Annotated in this window: 18 protein-coding genes; 5 read left to right on the forward strand and 13 right to left on the reverse strand. The window is 60.5% G+C overall.

What is annotated here, in order from left to right:
• Positions 1–24: 24 nt before the first annotated feature.
• Positions 25–411, reverse strand: coding sequence for a carboxymuconolactone decarboxylase family protein (locus H9Q10_RS11285; RefSeq protein ID WP_197904077.1), 387 nt, complete (start codon positions 409–411; stop codon positions 25–27).
• Positions 412–493: 82 nt separating this feature from the next.
• On the opposite strand from H9Q10_RS11285, the gene H9Q10_RS11290 reads away from it, so the two are divergent.
• A complete protein-coding gene (locus H9Q10_RS11290; protein ID WP_197904078.1) occupies positions 494–871 on the forward strand; it encodes a MerR family transcriptional regulator in 378 nt (125 codons plus the stop codon).
• A gap of 221 nt (positions 872–1,092) precedes the next feature.
• A complete protein-coding gene (locus H9Q10_RS11295) occupies positions 1,093–1,968 on the forward strand; it encodes a DMT family transporter (RefSeq protein WP_197904079.1) in 876 nt (291 codons plus the stop codon).
• Positions 1,969–2,141: 173 nt separating this feature from the next.
• Here the strand turns inward: H9Q10_RS11295 and H9Q10_RS11300 are convergent, their stop codons facing one another.
• Positions 2,142–4,001, reverse strand: coding sequence for a lytic transglycosylase domain-containing protein (locus tag H9Q10_RS11300; protein WP_197904080.1), 1,860 nt, complete (start codon positions 3,999–4,001; stop codon positions 2,142–2,144).
• Positions 4,002–4,217: 216 nt separating this feature from the next.
• Positions 4,218–4,580, reverse strand: a complete 363-nt coding sequence (locus H9Q10_RS11305; protein WP_197904081.1) for an Mth938-like domain-containing protein — start codon at positions 4,578–4,580, stop codon at positions 4,218–4,220.
• A 205-nt stretch (positions 4,581–4,785) separates the two neighbouring features.
• On the opposite strand from H9Q10_RS11305, the gene H9Q10_RS11310 reads away from it, so the two are divergent.
• Positions 4,786–6,090 (forward strand): homoserine dehydrogenase, encoded by a 1,305-nt coding sequence (locus H9Q10_RS11310; protein ID WP_197904082.1) that lies wholly within the window; start codon positions 4,786–4,788, stop codon positions 6,088–6,090.
• Positions 6,083–6,493, forward strand: a complete 411-nt coding sequence (locus tag H9Q10_RS11315; protein WP_197904083.1) for a hypothetical protein — start codon at positions 6,083–6,085, stop codon at positions 6,491–6,493. Before H9Q10_RS11310 ends, H9Q10_RS11315 begins: the two co-directional genes overlap by 8 nt.
• Before the next feature lie 102 nt (positions 6,494–6,595).
• On the opposite strand, the gene yfaE is transcribed toward H9Q10_RS11315, so the two are convergent.
• From yfaE to hfq, 10 genes are all read right to left on the reverse strand, one after another.
• Complete coding sequence (gene yfaE, locus H9Q10_RS11320; protein WP_197904100.1) at positions 6,596–6,919, reverse strand: class I ribonucleotide reductase maintenance protein YfaE; 324 nt, start codon at positions 6,917–6,919, stop codon at positions 6,596–6,598.
• 282 nt (positions 6,920–7,201) lie between these two features.
• On the reverse strand, positions 7,202–7,681 hold the full coding sequence (locus H9Q10_RS11330) for a copper resistance protein NlpE (RefSeq protein WP_197904084.1): 480 nt from the start codon (positions 7,679–7,681) through the stop codon (positions 7,202–7,204).
• 92 nt (positions 7,682–7,773) lie between these two features.
• Positions 7,774–8,919 (reverse strand): GTPase ObgE, encoded by a 1,146-nt coding sequence (gene obgE / locus H9Q10_RS11335; protein ID WP_197904085.1) that lies wholly within the window; start codon positions 8,917–8,919, stop codon positions 7,774–7,776.
• A 275-nt stretch (positions 8,920–9,194) separates the two neighbouring features.
• Positions 9,195–10,646, reverse strand: coding sequence for an NAD-dependent succinate-semialdehyde dehydrogenase (locus H9Q10_RS11340; protein WP_197904086.1), 1,452 nt, complete (start codon positions 10,644–10,646; stop codon positions 9,195–9,197).
• 207 nt (positions 10,647–10,853) lie between these two features.
• Complete coding sequence (locus H9Q10_RS11345; RefSeq protein WP_197904087.1) at positions 10,854–11,408, reverse strand: DUF4189 domain-containing protein; 555 nt, start codon at positions 11,406–11,408, stop codon at positions 10,854–10,856.
• A 325-nt stretch (positions 11,409–11,733) separates the two neighbouring features.
• Positions 11,734–12,462 carry a YebC/PmpR family DNA-binding transcriptional regulator gene (locus H9Q10_RS11350; protein ID WP_197904088.1) on the reverse strand — a complete coding sequence of 243 codons (729 nt, stop codon included), beginning with the start codon at positions 12,460–12,462 and terminating at the stop codon, positions 11,734–11,736.
• 182 nt (positions 12,463–12,644) lie between these two features.
• A complete protein-coding gene (gene argS, locus H9Q10_RS11355) occupies positions 12,645–14,363 on the reverse strand; it encodes an arginine--tRNA ligase (protein ID WP_197904089.1) in 1,719 nt (572 codons plus the stop codon).
• 41 nt (positions 14,364–14,404) lie between these two features.
• Positions 14,405–14,800, reverse strand: coding sequence for a fluoride efflux transporter FluC (locus tag H9Q10_RS11360; RefSeq protein ID WP_197904090.1), 396 nt, complete (start codon positions 14,798–14,800; stop codon positions 14,405–14,407).
• A 331-nt stretch (positions 14,801–15,131) separates the two neighbouring features.
• Entirely contained in the window at positions 15,132–15,830 is a 699-nt protein-coding gene (locus tag H9Q10_RS11365; RefSeq protein ID WP_197904101.1) for a 5'-methylthioadenosine/adenosylhomocysteine nucleosidase, read from the reverse strand.
• A gap of 111 nt (positions 15,831–15,941) precedes the next feature.
• A complete protein-coding gene (gene hfq / locus H9Q10_RS11370; RefSeq protein WP_064090710.1) occupies positions 15,942–16,202 on the reverse strand; it encodes an RNA chaperone Hfq in 261 nt (86 codons plus the stop codon).
• A 291-nt stretch (positions 16,203–16,493) separates the two neighbouring features.
• Here hfq and radC point away from each other — a divergent pair, with 291 nt between their 5' ends.
• The gene (gene radC, locus H9Q10_RS11375; RefSeq protein WP_197904091.1) at positions 16,494–17,204 is read left to right on the forward strand and encodes a RadC family protein; all 711 of its coding nucleotides are present in this window, start codon (positions 16,494–16,496) and stop codon (positions 17,202–17,204) included.
• Positions 17,205–17,418: the final 214 nt, after the last annotated feature.

Raw genomic sequence — 17,418 nt, forward strand, 5'->3', positions numbered from 1 at the left:
CAGGTAGCCTGACAACAGGAAGGTTCAACTATCATCTTGTTCGGAAAGAACTTCTTTGGCAATAAATACCGCGTTTAACACTTTCGGGAAGCCCAAATACGGCACGCAATGGATGAAGGCTTCTACGATTTCCTCGCGGTTGAGGCCGACGTTTAAGGCAGCGTGGATGTGCACGCGCAGCTGGTTTTCGCAGCCGCCTTGTGCGGCCAGCGCGGCCAAGGTAAGCAATTCGCGCTGCTGCACGTTTAAATGCGGGCGGTTGTAGATTTCGCCGAAGGCGAAGCCGATGATGTATTGCCCCAAATCGGGGGCGATGCCGGATAATGCGTTCATCACGGCTTCACCCTGTGCGCCGTCGATGGCATTTAGGGTGTTCAGGCCGCATTTGATCAATTCGCTGTTTTTTAACATGATTGCTCCTATCTAACAATGATTTTGCAAAATTGCACGGGCAGCTTAGACCATGGAGTGCACTCTAGGGCAAAGGTTTTCAATGCAGATTAAACAGTTTTCCGAACAAACCGGGCTTTCCATCCACACGCTGCGTTATTACGAAAAAGAAGGCTTGCTGCGGCCGGAGCGCGATGCGTTGGGCCGCCGAGCGTATGGCAGCCGAGATGCGGAGTGGGTGGGCTTCATCTTGCGCCTGAAGGAGATGGGCGTGCCGCTGGCGCAAATCAAGGAATATGCACGGCTGCGCCATCAGGGCGAGGCCACTGTTCCTGCGCGCCACGCGCTGCTGCGGGCGCACCGCGATGTTTTGTTGGCGCGGCAGCGGGAGCTGGCGGCGCATCAGGCATTTTTGGAAAGCAAGCTGGCGCTGTATGAGGAGATGATGGGGCAGGGTGCGGCGGGCAGGCAGGCTACCTGAAAAAAAGGGGGGCTGAAAGACCAAATTGGTGCCAGAAGCGCGGCGGGTAAATCCAAAGCGGAATGAGGCGGCAGCTGGCATGGTTGGGCGACAGAGTATGGGTTTAAAGTTTTTTGCCAAGGCTTCTTTCGGGTGCGGATTTGGCTATAATGCGGCGCTGTTTCAGGCTACCTGAAAAAATTTCAGGTGGCCTGTGTTGTTTTTGATGTGTGAGGCGATGAATGGGAAAGCAGAATTATGCAGTGCCGCTGTTGCTGGTGGGCTGCGTGGTGTTCGGGCTGGGCAGCCTGATTGTGAAGTTTGTGCAGGTGGGGCCGTATGCGGTGGCGTTTTGGCGGCTGCTGGTGGCGGCGCCGGTGTTTTGGCTGCTGATGCGGCGTTTTGGGCAGAAACTGCCTCAGAGCCGGCGTGCGGTGTGTTTTGCTTTGCTGGCGGGGGTGTTCCTGGCGTTTGATTTGGCGCTGTGGCATGAGAGTATCCATGCGGTGGGCCCTGGGATTTCCACGTTGCTCAATAGTTTGCAGATTTTCTTTTTGTCGGCGATCGGGGTAGCGTTTTACGGCGAGCGGCTGAATAGGCTGCAGGTGGCGAGCCTGCTGCTGGCGGTGGCGGGGGTGGCGCTGATCGGCAGCCCGGAGTTTGGCCATAATGGCCGGGCGGTGTGGGGTTTTGTGAGCGGGACGGTGTCGGGGGCGATGTTGGCGCTGTCGATGGTGTTTGTGCGTAAAACGCATGAGGTGGAACGGGTGGCGCTGTTTCCGATGATGATGGTGCTGAGTGCAGGCGGGGCGGCGGCGCTGGTGTTGCCGGCTTTGTGGTTTGACGGCGGGGCGCTGTATCCGGCGGGCTGGCGCGATGTGGGGCTGGTGTTGGTGTATGGGGTGGTGATGCAGTGTTTTGCTTGGGGTTTGATTGCTTATGCGATTCCGCTGCTGTCGCTGTCGGTTACAGGGCTGCTGCTGCTGTCGGAGCCGGTGGCGGCGCTGCTGATTGATTATTTCTTGCTGGGCAAGCCGATTAACGGCTGGCAGTGGGCGGGCGCGGGGCTGACTCTGGTGGCGATTTATTTGGGTTCGTTGAAGCGCAGGGCGGGCTGAGGCCGAAGTCTGGCTTTGCAGAAGCTGATGTTTTTCAGGTAGCCTGTTGTTTGCTTGAGGCTACCTGAAATTTTATCTGCCGGATATTCGGGGGTGTCGGCATGGGCATGGGAAAACGGTTTCAGGTAGCCTCTTCGTGATGGGGCTGCCTGAAACCGGTTTGATTTGCGCTGCTAGCGTGCGGGGATGGTGCCCATGCGGCGGGTGAGCGAGGTGTGCGGCTCGTTGAAGAGGCTGGCGTAGTAGGTGGCGTTGGCCATCACGCGTTTGACGTAGTCGCGGGTTTCGTCGAAGGGGATGGTTTCGGCGTATACGGCGCCTTCCAGCGGGGTGGCGGCCTGCCAGTTGCGGGCGCGGCCGGGGCCGGCGTTGTAGCCGGCGGTGGCGAGCACTTCGTTGCCGAGGCGGTTGCGGGCGTCGCCCAGATACCAGGTGCCCATGCGGATGTTGCCTTCGATGCTGTGCAGCTCGGCGGGGTCCATGCCGATTTTGCCGGCGATTTCGCGGGCGGTGGCGGGCATCACCTGCATCAGTCCGGTGGCGCCCACGCGGGAGCGCACGCCGATCATGAAGCGGCTCTCCTGGCGGATGATGCCGTAGGCCCAGGCGGGATCAACGTTGGCTTGGGCGGCATAGCGGGTTACGCTGTCGCGGAAGGGGGAGATGTAGCGCAGGTTGTAGTTGATTTGGCTGTGGGTTTTATCGGCGGCGTAGATGCCCATTTCGTAGAAGCCGGCATCGTGGGCGAGCTTGGAGGCGGCGAGCAGGGCGGGCTCGTTGTAGCCGTCTACGGCGTAGCGCCACTCAGCTTGGGCTTGTTTGCGCATGTCCCAATCGCCGCTGCGCTGGGAAGCGCGGAACAGGGTGAGCGCGCGGGCAACGGCGCCGTCGGCGGCCACTTGGGCGGTTTGGCTGCTGCCGGGGGTGGCAGCGTTGTTGCGGGTGTCCACTTTGCCGCCGAGAGCTTCGGTGGCGAGCAGGGCGTAGAAGTTGCGGCCGGAGGCGGCGGCCTGGCGGTAGTGCTGCTGGGCTTGGGTATTGTCGCCGCTGGCGGCCAGGCTGCGGGCGAGCCAGTATTGCCAGGCGGGGTCGGCGCGCAGTTTTTCCGGCATGGCGGCGATGATGTTTTGCAAGTCTTGCCAACGGCCGAGGCGCAGGGCGCTGCGGGCGTACCATTCCCATTGGCTGTGGCTGAGCTGGCTGCGGTCGGCCTGCTTGAAGGCATCGAGCGCGGCGGGGAATCGCTGGTTCAGCGCGTGGTGGTGGCCGAGAACGGCCCAGCCGAAGCCGGTTTGGGCGGGGCTGAGGCTGGGAGCGAGGCTGCGCAGGCGCTCGGCTGCATCGGCCTGCTTGCGGGCGTTTTGGCCGGTCACGCTGTGCAGCAAGGCTTCGCGGCCGCCCTGGCTGTCGGGCATGGCGCTGTTTAAGGGATCAGGCAGGGGTGAGCCGAGGGCGGCGGCGAGGCGTCGGGCATCGGTGATTTGGTTGTTGGACAACAGGCCGCGCACGCGCCGCCAGGCGGCATCGGCGGGCAGCCTGCCTTGGGCGGCGAGCTGTTCGAGCAGGCGGTTGCAGCCTTCGGGCTGGCGGCCGAGCTCGGCTAGGGCTTCTTCGGCGGCGTTTTGGTTTTCCAGGCCGGCCAGCGCGGCGTAGCAGCGGGTTTCTTTATCGCGGGCGGTGGGTTTGAGGAGGCTGTATTGTTGGGCAAACTGTTGCCACTGGCCGTTGCGGCCGAGCTGTTTGAGCCATTGGTTGCGCAGGCTGTCGGCCATGGCGCTGGGCTGGGCTTGGGCAAGGAATTGGGCGGCCTGGCTGCCGTCGTTTTGTTTGAGCGCGGTTTGGGCGGATTGGAAGAGCTGGTAGTCGGCCAGTACTTTGTCTTCGGAGTCGCTGCGGCGGCTGCCGGGCAGCTGTACGGCGCCGCTGCTGTCGGCGTTGATGGGCTCGACGGGGGTTTCGGTTTGGCTGGTGCAGGCGGCGAGCAGGGCGGCGGCGAGGAGGGTGAGGGTGTGCCGGGATGCGGTTTTTTTCATGCTGGGTGTCGGACGGGATAATTGAGAACGGCTTAAGGCTACCTGAAAGTGGCGGGGCAATGAAGCGGCAGGCGGCAGCAGACGGTGGGTTTTACTGCTTTTTACGCGTGAGATGGCTCGGTTTCGCCGGTGTGGATATTTTCAGGTAGCCTTTGCTGACGGGGCAATCGGTGCGGCAGGCTACCTGAAAATATAATTTGCATGCCCAATCGATAGCTATACCCACAGCCATGCCCATACGCGGCGGCCTTCGCTTTGCAGCAGCAGGTAGGTGCGTACGGCGGCGGCGGTGTGCATGCATTCCACGCCGATGCCGGTTGCAGCAGCGGCAATGCGCGGGTGGATGAATTGCTGGCGCTCGCCGGTACCGATGAGGATGACTTCGGGTTGGGATTGGGCGGCGCGGGCGAGGTCGGCAGTTTGCAGCTGGGCGGATGAGGCGAGGGATACGGGCTGTACGCTGCCGCTGCCGTCGAGCAGCACGGCTTGATGATAGACTTGGCCGTTGATGTGCAGTTCGCCGGGCTGGTAGTGCTCGATGCGGCAGGAATGGGTGGGATGGTGTTCTTGGATGAGCATGTTTTGTTTTAGGTTGAACGGGTTGGGGTGGCTGGGGGAGGCTACCTGAAAAAGTTTTCCGCCAAGACAATTTGTCTGAAATCCGCCCGCAAAACTGGAGGTTTTGCTTTAAAAGGTGTAAAGGGCGGGGTTTTCGGCTAATATAGCGGCCTTTCGTTTGTTTTCTTATTTCAGCCTGGCAAGTCATTATAAACAAGGAATCAGCATGCAACCAATCAGAATCGGCATCTTGGGGATGGGCACCGTCGGCGGCGGTACCGTTAAACTGTTGTCTGAAAACGCGGCGGAAATCACGCGCCGCTTGGGCAGGGAAGTGCGCATTGTCATGGCGGCCAGCCGCAACAGCGAACGCATCCGCAAACTGTGCCCGAGCGATACGGTGGTGGCCGATGATGTTTTTCAGGTAGCCCGCAGTGCCGATGTGGATATTGTGGTGGAATTGATTGGCGGCACGGATACCGCACGCGAGGTGGTGCTGTGCGCGATTGAAAACGGTAAACACGTGGTGACCGCCAACAAAAAGCTGCTGGCCGAACATGGCAACGAAATCTTCGCGCTGGCGGCCAAGCATAATGTGATGGTGATGTTTGAAGCGGCGGTGGCCGGTGGCATCCCGATCATCAAAGCCCTGCGCGAAGGCCTGGCCGCCAACCGCATCAAATCCGTGGCCGGCATCATCAACGGCACCAGCAACTTCATCCTCAGCAATATGCGCGCCCACGGCAGCAGCTTCGCCGAAGTGCTCAAGCAGGCGCAGGAGCTGGGCTACGCCGAAGCCGACCCGACTTTCGATATTGAAGGACACGACGCGGCGCACAAGCTGAGCATCATGTCCGCCCTCGCCTTCGGCACACCCATCAATTTCGAACACTGCTATCTGGAAGGCATCAGCAAACTAGAAAGCCAAGACATCCGCTATGCCGAAGAATTGGGCTACCGCATCAAACTCCTCGGCATCACCCGCCGTACCGAGCAGGGCATCGAATTGCGCGTGCATCCCACGCTGGTGCCCGAATGCCGCCTGCTGGCGCAGGTGGAAGGCGTGATGAACGCCGTGTTGGTACAGTCGAACATGGTGGGCGAAACCCTGTATTACGGCGCCGGTGCCGGTGCCTCGCCCACCGCCAGCGCCGTGGTGGCCGACATCATCGACATCGCCCGCCTGATTGATGCCGCCCCCGAGCAGCGCGTGCCGCCCCTGGCCTTCCACAATAACGAAGCGCTACCGATCCTGCCCATCGACGAAATCACCAGCAGCTACTACCTGCGCGTTTGCGCACAGGACAAACCCGGCGTGATGGCCGACATCTGCCGCAGCTTGGCCGCGCAGGGCGTGTCGATTGAAGCGCTGCTGCAAAAAGGCGTTGTCAACCATGAAGCCGCCGAAATCGTCATCCTCACCCACCAGGCCAAAGAGAAACACATCCGCACCGCCATCACGCAAATCGAGGCGCTGGAGAACGTGTTTGAGCCGGTGATCGTGTTGCGTATGGAAAGCCTGCATGGCTGAGGCGCGCACCGATGAAGCCACCCGCCGCAAACGCCGCCGCACCTTAATCGGCTGGCTGGCGGTAACCGCGGCGTTGGTGCTCGGCTTCGCCCTGCTGCCGCGCCTGTATTCGCCCGATCCGGCCGATATCAGCCGCCGCGTGGTGGAAGCCTGTGTGAAGAACATGCCCGCCGTGCCGCAGTGGCAGGCCGATTTGGCCAAATACGGCTTGGCCGGGCAGGGCGAACGGGTGTTGGAGCCGTATTGCCGCTGCCTGTGGGAAGAGCCGATTGGGCGGTTGAGTGAGGACGACCTGCGCAGCCTGCCGCGCCTCTCGCCGCAAGAGCAGCTGGATAAACTTGGCGGCAGCGCGGCCTTCGAGCAGCGGCAGGCGCAATGTTTGGCGGCGCAGGCGAAACATTGAATGCGGATGATCGGATAAACACGGACTTAGCAGTAAGACAGGGCTACCTGAAAATTGCCGTTGGCGGTTTTCAGGTAGCCTTTTGTATTGCAGTAAGGTAGTTTATTGGCCGCTGTTGTCTTCGAACAGGTCGCGGTCGAACAGGTCGCGGTCGAACAGGTCGGGCTCGCTTTGGCGTTGCTGGCAGTCGATATGGATGTCTTCGGTTACGCTGCAGCAGCAGGGCAGGATTTCGCCGGGCAGTAGGAAGGCCAGCGGGCATTCGCGGTAGGCCACGCTGCCGGCGAGCAGTTTCACGCGGCAGGAGCCGCAGTAGCCGCTGCGGCATTGGTATTCGACTTCGTGGCCGGTACGCTCCAGGGCTTCGAGCAGGGTTTCGCCTGCTTGCAGGGTGAATTGGGTGCTGCTGGTGGTGATTTGGGGCATGGTGTGCGGCGTAATGATGGCGTGTGTGGCGGCTTGGTGTGCGGCCAAGTTTTTATAGTGAATTAAATTTAAACCAGTACAGCGTTGCCTTGCCTTGCCGTACTATCTGTACTGTCTACGGCTTCGTCGCCTTGTCCTGATTTAAATTTAATCCACTATAGCTTCGCTGAAACTCCGCCTTGCTTCGCAAGACATCGTTTTAACTACGTTGAAGCTTGCGCTTTCAGGTAGCCTTTCGTGCTGATGAGGCTACCTGAAAAATAAACCGGCAGGCGGGCGGGGTTACTGGGTTTGCTTCAGGATGTAGTTGGGTGCCAGCTCGCCTTCGATTTGTTTGCCGTCCATATCCAGCGCCCAGATTTGGCCGTTGCCGATTTGGTAGAGGCGCTCGCTGCCGGCTTGGTCGAGCCGGAGGACTTGGCCTTCGCTGCGCCAGGTGAAGCGGCCGGAGGCTTCTTCGGTGAGCGGGTGGCGCTGCTGGTAGGTTTCGGTGAGACGGTAGCTGCCGTCGGCGTTCAGCACCAAGGTGGTTTCGATGCCTTCGCAGGAGGCACAGGGCAGCACGCCGTGGTAGCGGCCGGCCCAGGTGTGGCCGGGCTCGGTTGCGGCTGCGGAAGCGCCGGAAGCAGGGGCGGCTTCGGGTTGGGAAACGGCTGCGGCAGGCGCGGAGGCGGCTGATACGGCCGGGGCGGGCACGGTGTTTTCCTGCGGTGCGCAGGCGGCCAACAGGAGGATGAGTGGCAAGGTGGCTGTGGCTTTCATTTTGAACCTTTTATCGTCTCGATGGTTTGGTTAATGGCAGATTAGCAGGTGATTCGCCATCGGTTATTGCATAATTATTAATGTTTTTTGCTTTATTCTGCTTTGAAAACCGAGGTGTCGGTACTCATGCCAGCGGGTGTTTCCGGCAGGGTTTCGGCCTGTTCGGCGGCTTCCGCTGCTGCTAGCCGTTTTTTCTCGGCCAGATATTGCCCGATCTGCTGTACCAGCTCTTGCGTGCCCTGATGGGCGAGCGCGCTGATTTCGAACAGGCGCGGGGTTTGCCAATCAAAGTCGGGTTCGCCGGGCGCGGGGTGCGCCCAGCCGATGGCAGCGAGGAAAGCGGCTTTGCGCTCGGCGGCTTCTTCGGGGCTGAGCAGATCCAGTTTGTTCAGCACCAGCCAGCGCGGTTTATCGAACAGTTCGTCGTCGTATTTGCGCAGTTCGTTGATGATGGCCAGCGCTTCGGCGGCGGGGTTGACGGCTTCGTCGAAGGGAGCCAGATCGACTACGTGCAGTAAGAGGCCGGTGCGCGAGAGGTGTTTCAAAAAGCGGTGTCCCAGCCCGGCGCCTTCGGCCGCGCCTTCAATCAGGCCGGGGATGTCGGCCATCACGAAGCTTTGGCTTTCGCTCACGCGCACCACGCCCAGATTGGGGTGCAGCGTGGTGAAGGGGTAGTCGGCCACTTTGGGGCGGGCGGCGGATACGGCGCGGATGAGGGTGGACTTGCCGGCATTAGGCATGCCGAGCAGGCCCACGTCGGCCAGCACTTTCAGCTCCAGGTTGAGGCGGCGCGCTTCGCCGGGCTCGCCGGGCGTGGCCTGCTTGGGGGCGCGGTTTACCGAGGACTTGAAATGGATGTTGCCTAGGCCGCCTTTACCGCCGCGGGCGAGGCACACGCGCTGGCCGTGCCGGGTAAGGTCGGCCACGGTTTCGCCGGTGTCGGCGTCGCGGATGAGCGTGCCCACGGGCATTTGCAGCTCGATGTCGTCGGCGCCGGCGCCGTAGCGGTCGGAGCCGTGGCCTTTTTCGCCGTTTCTGGCCTGATAGCGTTTCACGAAACGGTATTCCACCAGGGTGTTCACGTTTTCGCTGGCGACGGCGAACACGCTGCCGCCGCGCCCGCCGTCGCCGCCGTCGGGGCCGCCGCGCGGTACGTATTTTTCGCGGCGGAAGCTGACCGCGCCGTTGCCGCCGCGCCCGGCGGCCACTTCGATTTTGGCTTCGTCGATGAATTTCATGGGTGTGCTTTCTGTTTTTAGCTCCGCTGAAGCGAAGGCTTTCAGGTAGCCTTTAAGGCTGATCGGAGGCTACCTGAAAATATAACTCTTTATTTAATTTAATAGTTTTTTGGTGTAGTGTTGGGTGCCGTGTGCCGGATTCCGGTGGGGTGTTGTGGCGTTTGCGGCGGATGCGTGCATTATAAATGACTGCCGGAGAGGCTACCTGAAAATTTACGGGATGGCTCAGGTTTCGTTGGAAGCGGCGTTTCGCCAGTTTTCAGGTAGCCTGCCGCTCACACGGCCAGCAGCACGTATTTGGTTTCCAGGTATTCTTCTAGACCGTATTTGCCGCCTTCGCGGCCGATGCCGGATTGTTTGATGCCGCCGAAGGGGGCGGCTTCGTTGGAAATCACGCCGGTGTTGAGGCCGACCATGCCGTATTCCAGGCCTTCCATCATGCGGGTGGCGGTGCCGATGTTGCGGGTGTAGCAGTAGGCGGCGAGGCCGTATTCGGTGGCGTTGGCCTGTTGCAACACTTCCTCTTCGCTCTCGAAGCGGAACACGGGGGCGAGCGGGCCGAAGGTTTCTTCACGCGCCACTTTCATTGCGGCCTTGGCATGGCGGATCACGGTGGGCTGGAAAAAGAGCTCGCCAGCGGGGTGGCGCGTACCGCCTGCGGCCACTTTGCCGCCGTGGGCGAGGGCGTCGGCCAAGTGTTCTTCCACTTTGGCCAGCGCGGCTTCGTCGATGAGCGGGCCGCAATCGGTGCCGGCTTCCAGGCCGTTGCCGGTTTTCAGGTAGCCGGCGGCTTGGGCGAATTTGCGCACAAATTCATCGTACACGCCGCTTTGTACGTAGAAGCGGTTGGCACACACGCAGGTTTGCCCGGCGTTGCGGAATTTGCAGGCGATGGCGCCGGCCACGGCGGCGTCGATATCGGCGTCGTCAAACACGATGAAGGGCGCGTTGCCGCCCAGCTCCATCGAGGTTTTTTTGATGGTGGCGGCGCATTGGGCTTGCAGGGTGCGGCCCACGGCGGTGGAGCCGGTGAAGCTGAATTTTTTCACCGTGTCGCTGCCGGTGAGCACGCGGCCGATTTCGCGCGAGGAGCCGGTGAGCACGTTGAACACGCCTGCCGGAATGCCGGCGCGCTCGGCCAGCTCGGCGATGGCCAGCGCGGAAAACGGCGTTTGCGAGGCGGGGCGCACGATGAAGGTGCAGCCGGCGGCCAGCGCGGGCGCGGCTTTGCGCGTGATCATGGCGTTGGGGAAGTTCCATGGCGTGATGGCGGCGCACACGCCCACGGGCTGCTTGAGCACCAGGATGCGCTTGTCGGGCGCGGGGCTGGGGATGGTGTCGCCATACACGCGTTTGGCCTCTTCGGCATACCATTCGACATAGGACGCGCCGTAGGCGATTTCGCCTCGTGCTTCGGCCAGCGGCTTGCCCTGCTCGAGGGTGAGCAGGGTGGCGAGGTTTTCCTGCTCCTGCATCATCAAATCAAACCAGCGGCGCAGGATTTGGCTGCGCTGCTTGGCGCTGAGGGCGCGCCAGGCAGGCAGGGCGGCTTGGGCGGCGGCAATGGCGCGTTCGGCTTCCACCGCGCCCATATCGGGCACGCTGCCGATGGTTTGGCCGGTGGCGGGGTTGGCTACGGCGAGGGTGCGGCCGCTGTCGGCATCGAGCCATCGGCCGTTGATGTAGCATTGGGTGCGCAAGAGGGCGGGGTCTTTTAGCTGGGTCATGGGGAGGGCTCTCGGAAGGCTACCTGAAAAATTTTGGCGGAGCGGTAGGATGTATGGCGTAGCCACGCACGCGGATAGGAATTGCAAACAATGCGTGCGTGCGTTCCGCACACAGCCTACTCATGTGGGCTACATTGGTTGCACTGCGACAAAGGCTACCTGAAAAATGTGGGCAAGCGGGATGGGCATCCATGCCCGGGCTGCGGGCTATGAGTTTCCCATGCAGGAGGAACCAATGGTGTATCTTTCTTTGCAGCCGGTGAACCCTTTTTCCTGGCAATGGCTCAGGGCCAGACGTTTCGCCTCGTCGGCGGTTCTGGCTGTTTCGTGGAAGAAGAAGCCGGCACCGCTCGCGTTTCTGCCGGTGGCTATGGATACGCATTGGTTTTTTTTACCGGCGATGAGCACCCGGCACTCGGAGCCGTATTCGCCGCAACGCTGTAAGGCGGCCTGCATGGCCTCGCGCTTGGAGTATCCCAATCCAGCGCTTATGGCATTGTTTTTATCTGCCGCTATCGCGCCGAAATATTTGGGCGGCGGGAGGTTTGACAAGCCCGGTATTTCGCCGCTGTCGCTGTCGTAGCTGCCGCCGCCACGGGAATTATCAATGCACGATGGGTTGCCATACATTTGCGTGCAATATCCTGCATGCTGCATTTGCCGCTGGTGTTCTCGGAGGTTCGCAGCGTTGTCCGCCGCTGCAAATTGGCTGGCGGTCAAGCAGCCGAAGGCCAGCAGCGCGGGCAAAATGATTTTTTTCATGAGTCAAACTCCCCTTGAAGTGAAAATGGTTTGGCGGGGCAGGCACGGATGCCCAAACTACGGGCCACGCGGGCTACCTGAAAAATTCTGGTATGCATGGCGCAGCTACGCACGCGAATACGGAATTTCAAACAAGGCGTGCGTTCCGCACATCCTACCCATGCTTGGAAGGCTACCTGAAAAATGTGGGTAAGCGGGGATAAGCGTCCGTGCCCGGGCTGCGGCTAATCTGACAAAGGCTACCTGAAAACATTGACTGCAACGCAGCTAAAACGTGGCAAGGCGGAGTGCTGCCAAGCTGAATTTTCAGGTAGCCTTTGTTTGCCTATTCCAGCTCGAGCACGGCGGAGGTGTATACATCCTGCACGTCGTCGAGGGCTTCGAGGGCGTCGATGAGGCGCTGCATTTTGGCGGCGTCTTCTCCGGTGAGCACGGTTTCGTTTTGGGCGCGCATGGTGACGTCGCCGTCTTCGGCTTTGAAGCCGGCCTCTTCGAGCGCGGCTTTGATGCCGGCCCAGTCGGCGGGGGCGGTGAGGACTTCGAAAGAGCCGTCGTCGTGGGAAACGATGTCTTCGGCGCCGGCTTCGAGGGCGGCTTCCATCAGGGTGTCTTCTTCGGTATCGGGGCCGAAGAGGAGGTAGCCTTGGTGTTTGAAGTTGAAGGCCACGCAGCCGTCGGTACCGAGGTTGCCGCCGTGTTTGGTGAAGGCGTGGCGCACGTCGGCTACGGTGCGGGTTTTGTTGTCGGTGAGGCAGTCTACCATCAGGGCGGCGCCGCCGATGCCGTAGCCTTCGTAGCGCAGTTCGATGTATTCGACGCCTTCGAGGTTGCCGGTGCCTTTGTCGATGGCGCGCTGGACGTTGTCTTTGGGCATATTGGCGTCCCAGGCTTTGTCCATAGCCAGGCGCAGGCGGGGGTTGGAGGCGGGGTCACCGCCGCCGAGACGGGCGGCTACGGTGATTTCTTTGATGAGTTTGGTGAAAATTTTGCCGCGTTGGGCATCGACGCGGGCTTTTTTGTGTTGGATGTTTGCCCATTTGCTGTGGCCGGCCATGTGGTTTCCTTTGTGGGATAGGTGAAAATAACGGGGCGATTTTAGCATTTTAGCGGGGCGGAAACTATGTTTTGCTGGTGCTGTGCATGCTAGGCTGTGCTATAGGGTGGGCTTTAGAAAAGGCTACCTGAAAACGGGAAATCGGTTTTCAGGTAGCCTTTTTACCTTGCCGGAGGAATGGTTTACATCACTTCCAGCGTGTCGATGCCCAAGAGGCCGAGGCCGGTTTGCAGGGTTTGGCCGGTGAGGGCGGCGAGCTGCAGGCGGGTGTTGCGGGCGCTGCCTTCGGCTTTGAGGATGGGGCAGGCTTCGTAGAAGCGGGAGAAGAGGCTGGCCACTTGGTAGAGGTAGGCGGCGAGGTAGTGTGGGTAGGCGCTGTCGGCCACGGTTTGCAGCACGTCTTCAAACTTCAAAAGCTCGGCGGCGAGCTGGCGCTCCAGGGGCTCGGTGAGCACAGGGTGGGCGGCGGCATCCCACTGGCCGGCTTTTTTCAGCACGCTCTGCACGCGGGTGTAGGCGTATTGCAGGTAGGGGGCGGTGTTGCCTTCAAAGGAGAGCATGTTGTCCCAGTCGAAGATGTAGTCGCTGGTGCGGTTTTTGCTCAGGTCGGCATATTTCACGGCACCGATGCCCACGGCGCGGGCAATTTGAGCAGCGGCCGCATCGCCCAATTCCGGATTTTTCTCTTGCACCAGGGCGGTAGCTCGCTCCACAGCTTCGTCAAGCAAATCCACCAGCTTCACAGTGTCGCCACTGCGGGTTTTGAAGGGGCGGCCGTCTTTGCCCATCATGGTGCCGAAGCCGATAAATTCAGCCTGCACGTTTTCAGGTAGCCAGCCGGCTTTGCGCGAAGCCACGAAGAGTTGGGCAAAATGCAGGCTCTGTCGGGTATCAACCACATAGATGATGCGGTCGGCTTTGAGCACTCGCACGCGGTAGCGGACGCAGGCGAGGTCGGTGGTGGCATAGAGGAAGCCGCCGCCTTGTTTTTGGATGATGAAGGCGGCGGGGTCGCCGTCTTTGTTTTGGAATTCGCTGAGGAACACCACTTTGGTGCCGCCGTCGTCCACGGCCAGGCCGGAGGCGAGAAGTTCGTCCACAACGGGCTGTAAGTCGTTGTTGTATTTTGACTCACCGGCCACATCTTCGGGCTTGAGCAGCACGCCCAGTCGGTCGTATACGTTTTGCGCGTGTTTGAGCGACATAGCCACAAACTGCCGCCACAGGGCGAGCACGGTTGCGTCGCCGCCTTGCAGTTTCACCACGTATTCGCGCGCGGTGTCGGCAAAGGCTGGGTCTTCGTCGAAACGCACTTTGGCGTTGCGGTAGAACTGCTCCAAATCGGCCAGCTCGAAATGCTCGTTTTGCGCTTGCTGCTCCACTAGGTAGGCCACCAGCATGCCGAACTGTGTGCCCCAGTCGCCCACATGATTTTGCGCGATCACGCGGTGGCCCAAATGGCGCAGCACGCGGGCGATGCTGTCGCCGATGATGCTGGAGCGCAGGTGGCCGACGTGCATTTCTTTGGCCAGGTTGGGCGAGGAATAGTCGATGACCACAGTTTGCGGCGCGGCGGCCTGCGCCACGTTCAGGCGGCTGCTTTGCAGGGCATCGTGCACCTGATCGGCCAGAAACTGCGGGCTCAGGCGCAGGTTGATGAAGCCGGGGCCGGCCACTTCGGCGGAGGCGAGCACGCTGCTGCCGGCGAGCGCATCGGCTACTTTTTGCGCCAGCTCGCGCGGATTTTGCTTGCGCTGTTTGGCGGCGCCCATCACGCCGTTGATTTGGAAATCGCCGAATTCGGGGTTTTTGGCCGGCTGCAACACCACCGGCGCGCCTTCGATGCCGGCGGCGGCAAAGGCTTGCTCGGCTTCGCGGTTGAGGATGTGGGAGAGGTTCATGATGATTTCAACTTTGTTGGATAAACGATAAAATCTGCTGGTTAGTGCCGAATCAGCCAGCGTACGGCTGCGGCGGCAAGCAAGGTGGCGGCGATGCCGCAAACGGTGTGCAGTACCAGAATCAGGCCGGCGGGCAGCCAGTTTTTGTGCAACAGCCGTTCGGATACTTCGGCAGAAAATGCGGAAAAGGTAGTGAGGCTGCCGAGGAAGCCGACCGACAACATGTTTTGCAGCGGCGCGGCCAGCGGCTTGCCGGCCAGCAGCAAACCCAACACGGCGCCGGCGAGCAGGCAGCCTGCCATATTGGCCAGCCAGGTGCCGAAGGCAAACTGGGCAAACAGCGGGTTTAGCCGCAGCCCAAGCTGCCAGCGCAGCAGGGCGCCGAGTGCGGCACCGGCGGCAACGAGGGCGGCTTGGCTGTAGAATGGAGCGCTCATGTTGTGTTCGGGGCGTGGAAAATTTTCAGGTAGCCTGATGTCGGTAAAAGGCTACCTGAAAATCAGAATGATGTTTCGGCTTTGCAGGAATCCGTCTTCTTGCAGGAAGCTTGTTTGAGCGAACCACGCTTTGCCCGTTTTAGCTTTGGCGAAGCCCGCGTTTTCAGGTAGCCTTTATTAGTAGGCCGAAGCCCGCCGTGCGACAGTTGGATTTTAATGCTTTCACGGCGAAGCTGCCAGATTGCCGCCATGCTGAAATGGGGCGGCTTGCGTATGCGGCCAGGTTTTCACTGCATTGAAGCTTCGTTTGAACTACGGCTTTCAGGTAGCCTCAGAGCGCCTCAATCAGCCGCAGCACCATTTTGGCAGAATGCACGGAAGCGGTTTTCAAAAAGGTTTCGAAGCTGCTGTCGGCTTTTTCGTCGGCCAAATCGGAGATGGCGCGGATCACCACAAAGGGCACGCCGAAGCGGTGGCAGCTTTGCGCGATGGCAGCGGCTTCCATTTCCACCGCCTGCACATCGGAGAAATGGCGGCGCACTTCGGCCACGGATTCGCTGCTGTGCACGAATTGGTCGCCGCTCACGATCAAGCCGCGGTGCACGGCGGCGTGCTCAAACGCGGAGGCAGCCTGCTCAGCGGCGGCGCACAGGGCGGGGTCGGATTCGAAGCGTGCGGGCATGCGCGGTACGTGGCCGACGGCATAGCCGAAGGCAGTCACGTCCACATCATGGTGCGCGGTTTGCGTGCCGATCACCACGTCGCCTACTTTCAGCCCGCCGCCTAGGCCACCGGCGCTGCCGGTGTTGATGACGCAATCCGGCCGGTACTGCCGGAGTACCAGCGCGGTGGTGAGCGCGGCGTTTACTTTGCCGATGCCGCTCAAAGCCAAAACAACATTTTTACCGGCGTATTCACCGCAATGGATTTCAAAGTCGGCCACCTGCTCGCTGCGCAGGTTGGACAGGCTGTCTTTGAGCAGGGCAATTTCGGGCGGCATGGCGCCGATCAGGGCGACGGTTTGGGGCATTTTGTGTTTTCTCCTCTGCAACAGGGCGGCGGGAAACGGCACACCGCTTTGCGCCGCCGCTACGAAAAAACGCACTGGCTGGGTTCAGACAGTGCGCAGGGGTGGGCCTGTTTATTGTTCGGCTTCGGCAGCGGGTTTCTGCTCGGCCGGCGGCTGCAGGCTCACGGCGCGGGCGGGAACGATGGTGGAAATCGCGTGTTTGTATACCATTTGGGTAACGGAGGTGTTGCGCAGCAGCACCACGTATTGGTCAAACGATTCCACCTGCCCCTGCAGTTTGATGCCGTTCACCAGATAGATGGATACCGGCACGTGTTCTTTGCGCAGCGCGTTCAAAAAAGGATCCTGTAGCATTTGTCCTTTGGTTGCCATAGTTTTCAAACTCCAATTTATTTTTCTGTTTCGGGCTTTTTTATGAAAATAAAAAAGGTGGCAGATTGTAGCCCTTTGCGTTGCCTTTTTCCAATCTTTTTACGTAAGCTATGGATAGGAAAAAATTTTTTTATGATTCAGGTCAAATTGTGAAGCGGTTGCGGCAAATATTAAACTTGCCTTACGAAGCAGCTTCCCGATGCAGGGCTTGCCGCCCGGGGCGCCGGGGCTTGTATAATTCGCTTTTGAATGATTAGGCAACAAATTGATTTTTATGCGGGAGGGGCAAAGATGGGCATCAAACATTGGCCGGAAAACGAGCGGCCGCGCGAGAAACTGCTGCAACGCGGCGCGGGCGCGCTGAGCGATGCGGAGCTGCTGGCGATTTTGCTGCGGGTGGGCACGCAGGGCATGAGCGCGGTGGATTTGGCGCGCTATCTGTTGCAGGAATTCGGCTCACTCAACCGGCTGTTTTCCGCGCCCGCTGTGGAGCTCACGCGGCACAAGGGCATGGGCGAGGCGGCGTTTTGCCAGTTTGCCGTGGTGCGCGAAATCGGGCGACGGCTGTTGGCGGAGGAAATGCGCGAAACGCCGGCGTTTACTTCGCCCGAAGCGGTGGCGGATTATTTGGTGTTGCAGCTGGCGCACGAGCCGGTGGAGGTGAGTGTGGCGCTCTTGCTCAACAGCAGCAATAGGCTGATTGCTTTGCAGGAGCTGTCGCGCGGCACGGTGGCGGAGAATACGGTGTATGTCCGCGAGGTGGCGCAGCTGGCTTTGCAGCACCACGCGGCGGCACTGATTATCGCGCACAATCACCCGGGCGGCTCGGCCGAGCCTTCGGCGGCGGATTTGGCGTTTACGCGGCGTTTGCAGCAGGCGCTGGCGCTGTTGGATGTGCGGCTGCTGGACCATTTTATCGTGGCGGGCAACCGGGCGGTGTCGTTTGCGGCGAACGGATGGATGCCGGAGTTGGCGGGCGGGGATAAAGGAAAGGCTACCTGAAAATTTCAGGTAGCCTTTTGCTTGGTTTGAATTGGGCGGCTTATTGGCCGTTGATTTTGTCGTTGAGTTCGAGCAGGCCGTCTTTTACGGTGGTGGAGAGGGCGGGCAGTTCGCGGCGCAGCAGGCTGATGGCTTCGGTGTAGAAAATAACCGCGTTGTTTACACCACAGGTTGAGAAAAATAAGCCTGCAACACCTCAAACGGCGTATCGCCG

Source organism: Eikenella glucosivorans (assembly GCF_016025525.2).
GTDB lineage: Bacteria > Pseudomonadota > Gammaproteobacteria > Burkholderiales > Neisseriaceae > Eikenella > Eikenella glucosivorans.

Bases quoted from the DNA above. Each gene is read 5' to 3' on its own strand.
- argS (WP_197904089.1), bottom strand. From the start codon at position 14,363: ATGAACCTCTCCCACATCCTCAACCGCGAAGCCGAGCAAGCCTTTGCC.
- H9Q10_RS11360 (WP_197904090.1), bottom strand. From the start codon at position 14,800: ATGAGCGCTCCATTCTACAGCCAAGCCGCCCTCGTTGCCGCCGGTGCC.
- H9Q10_RS11330 (WP_197904084.1), bottom strand. From the start codon at position 7,681: ATGAAAGCCACAGCCACCTTGCCACTCATCCTCCTGTTGGCCGCCTGC.
- H9Q10_RS11310 (WP_197904082.1), top strand. From the start codon at position 4,786: ATGCAACCAATCAGAATCGGCATCTTGGGGATGGGCACCGTCGGCGGC.
- H9Q10_RS11305 (WP_197904081.1), bottom strand. From the start codon at position 4,580: ATGCTCATCCAAGAACACCATCCCACCCATTCCTGCCGCATCGAGCAC.
- H9Q10_RS11340 (WP_197904086.1), bottom strand. From the start codon at position 10,646: ATGACCCAGCTAAAAGACCCCGCCCTCTTGCGCACCCAATGCTACATC.
- H9Q10_RS11350 (WP_197904088.1), bottom strand. From the start codon at position 12,462: ATGGCCGGCCACAGCAAATGGGCAAACATCCAACACAAAAAAGCCCGC.
- hfq (WP_064090710.1), bottom strand. From the start codon at position 16,202: ATGGCAACCAAAGGACAAATGCTACAGGATCCTTTTTTGAACGCGCTG.
- radC (WP_197904091.1), top strand. From the start codon at position 16,494: ATGGGCATCAAACATTGGCCGGAAAACGAGCGGCCGCGCGAGAAACTG.
- H9Q10_RS11345 (WP_197904087.1), bottom strand. From the start codon at position 11,408: ATGAAAAAAATCATTTTGCCCGCGCTGCTGGCCTTCGGCTGCTTGACC.
- H9Q10_RS11295 (WP_197904079.1), top strand. From the start codon at position 1,093: ATGGGAAAGCAGAATTATGCAGTGCCGCTGTTGCTGGTGGGCTGCGTG.
- H9Q10_RS11285 (WP_197904077.1), bottom strand. From the start codon at position 411: ATGTTAAAAAACAGCGAATTGATCAAATGCGGCCTGAACACCCTAAAT.
- yfaE (WP_197904100.1), bottom strand. From the start codon at position 6,919: ATGCCCCAAATCACCACCAGCAGCACCCAATTCACCCTGCAAGCAGGC.
- H9Q10_RS11290 (WP_197904078.1), top strand. From the start codon at position 494: ATGCAGATTAAACAGTTTTCCGAACAAACCGGGCTTTCCATCCACACG.
- H9Q10_RS11365 (WP_197904101.1), bottom strand. From the start codon at position 15,830: ATGCCCCAAACCGTCGCCCTGATCGGCGCCATGCCGCCCGAAATTGCC.
- H9Q10_RS11300 (WP_197904080.1), bottom strand. From the start codon at position 4,001: ATGAAAAAAACCGCATCCCGGCACACCCTCACCCTCCTCGCCGCCGCC.
- H9Q10_RS11315 (WP_197904083.1), top strand. From the start codon at position 6,083: ATGGCTGAGGCGCGCACCGATGAAGCCACCCGCCGCAAACGCCGCCGC.
- obgE (WP_197904085.1), bottom strand. From the start codon at position 8,919: ATGAAATTCATCGACGAAGCCAAAATCGAAGTGGCCGCCGGGCGCGGC.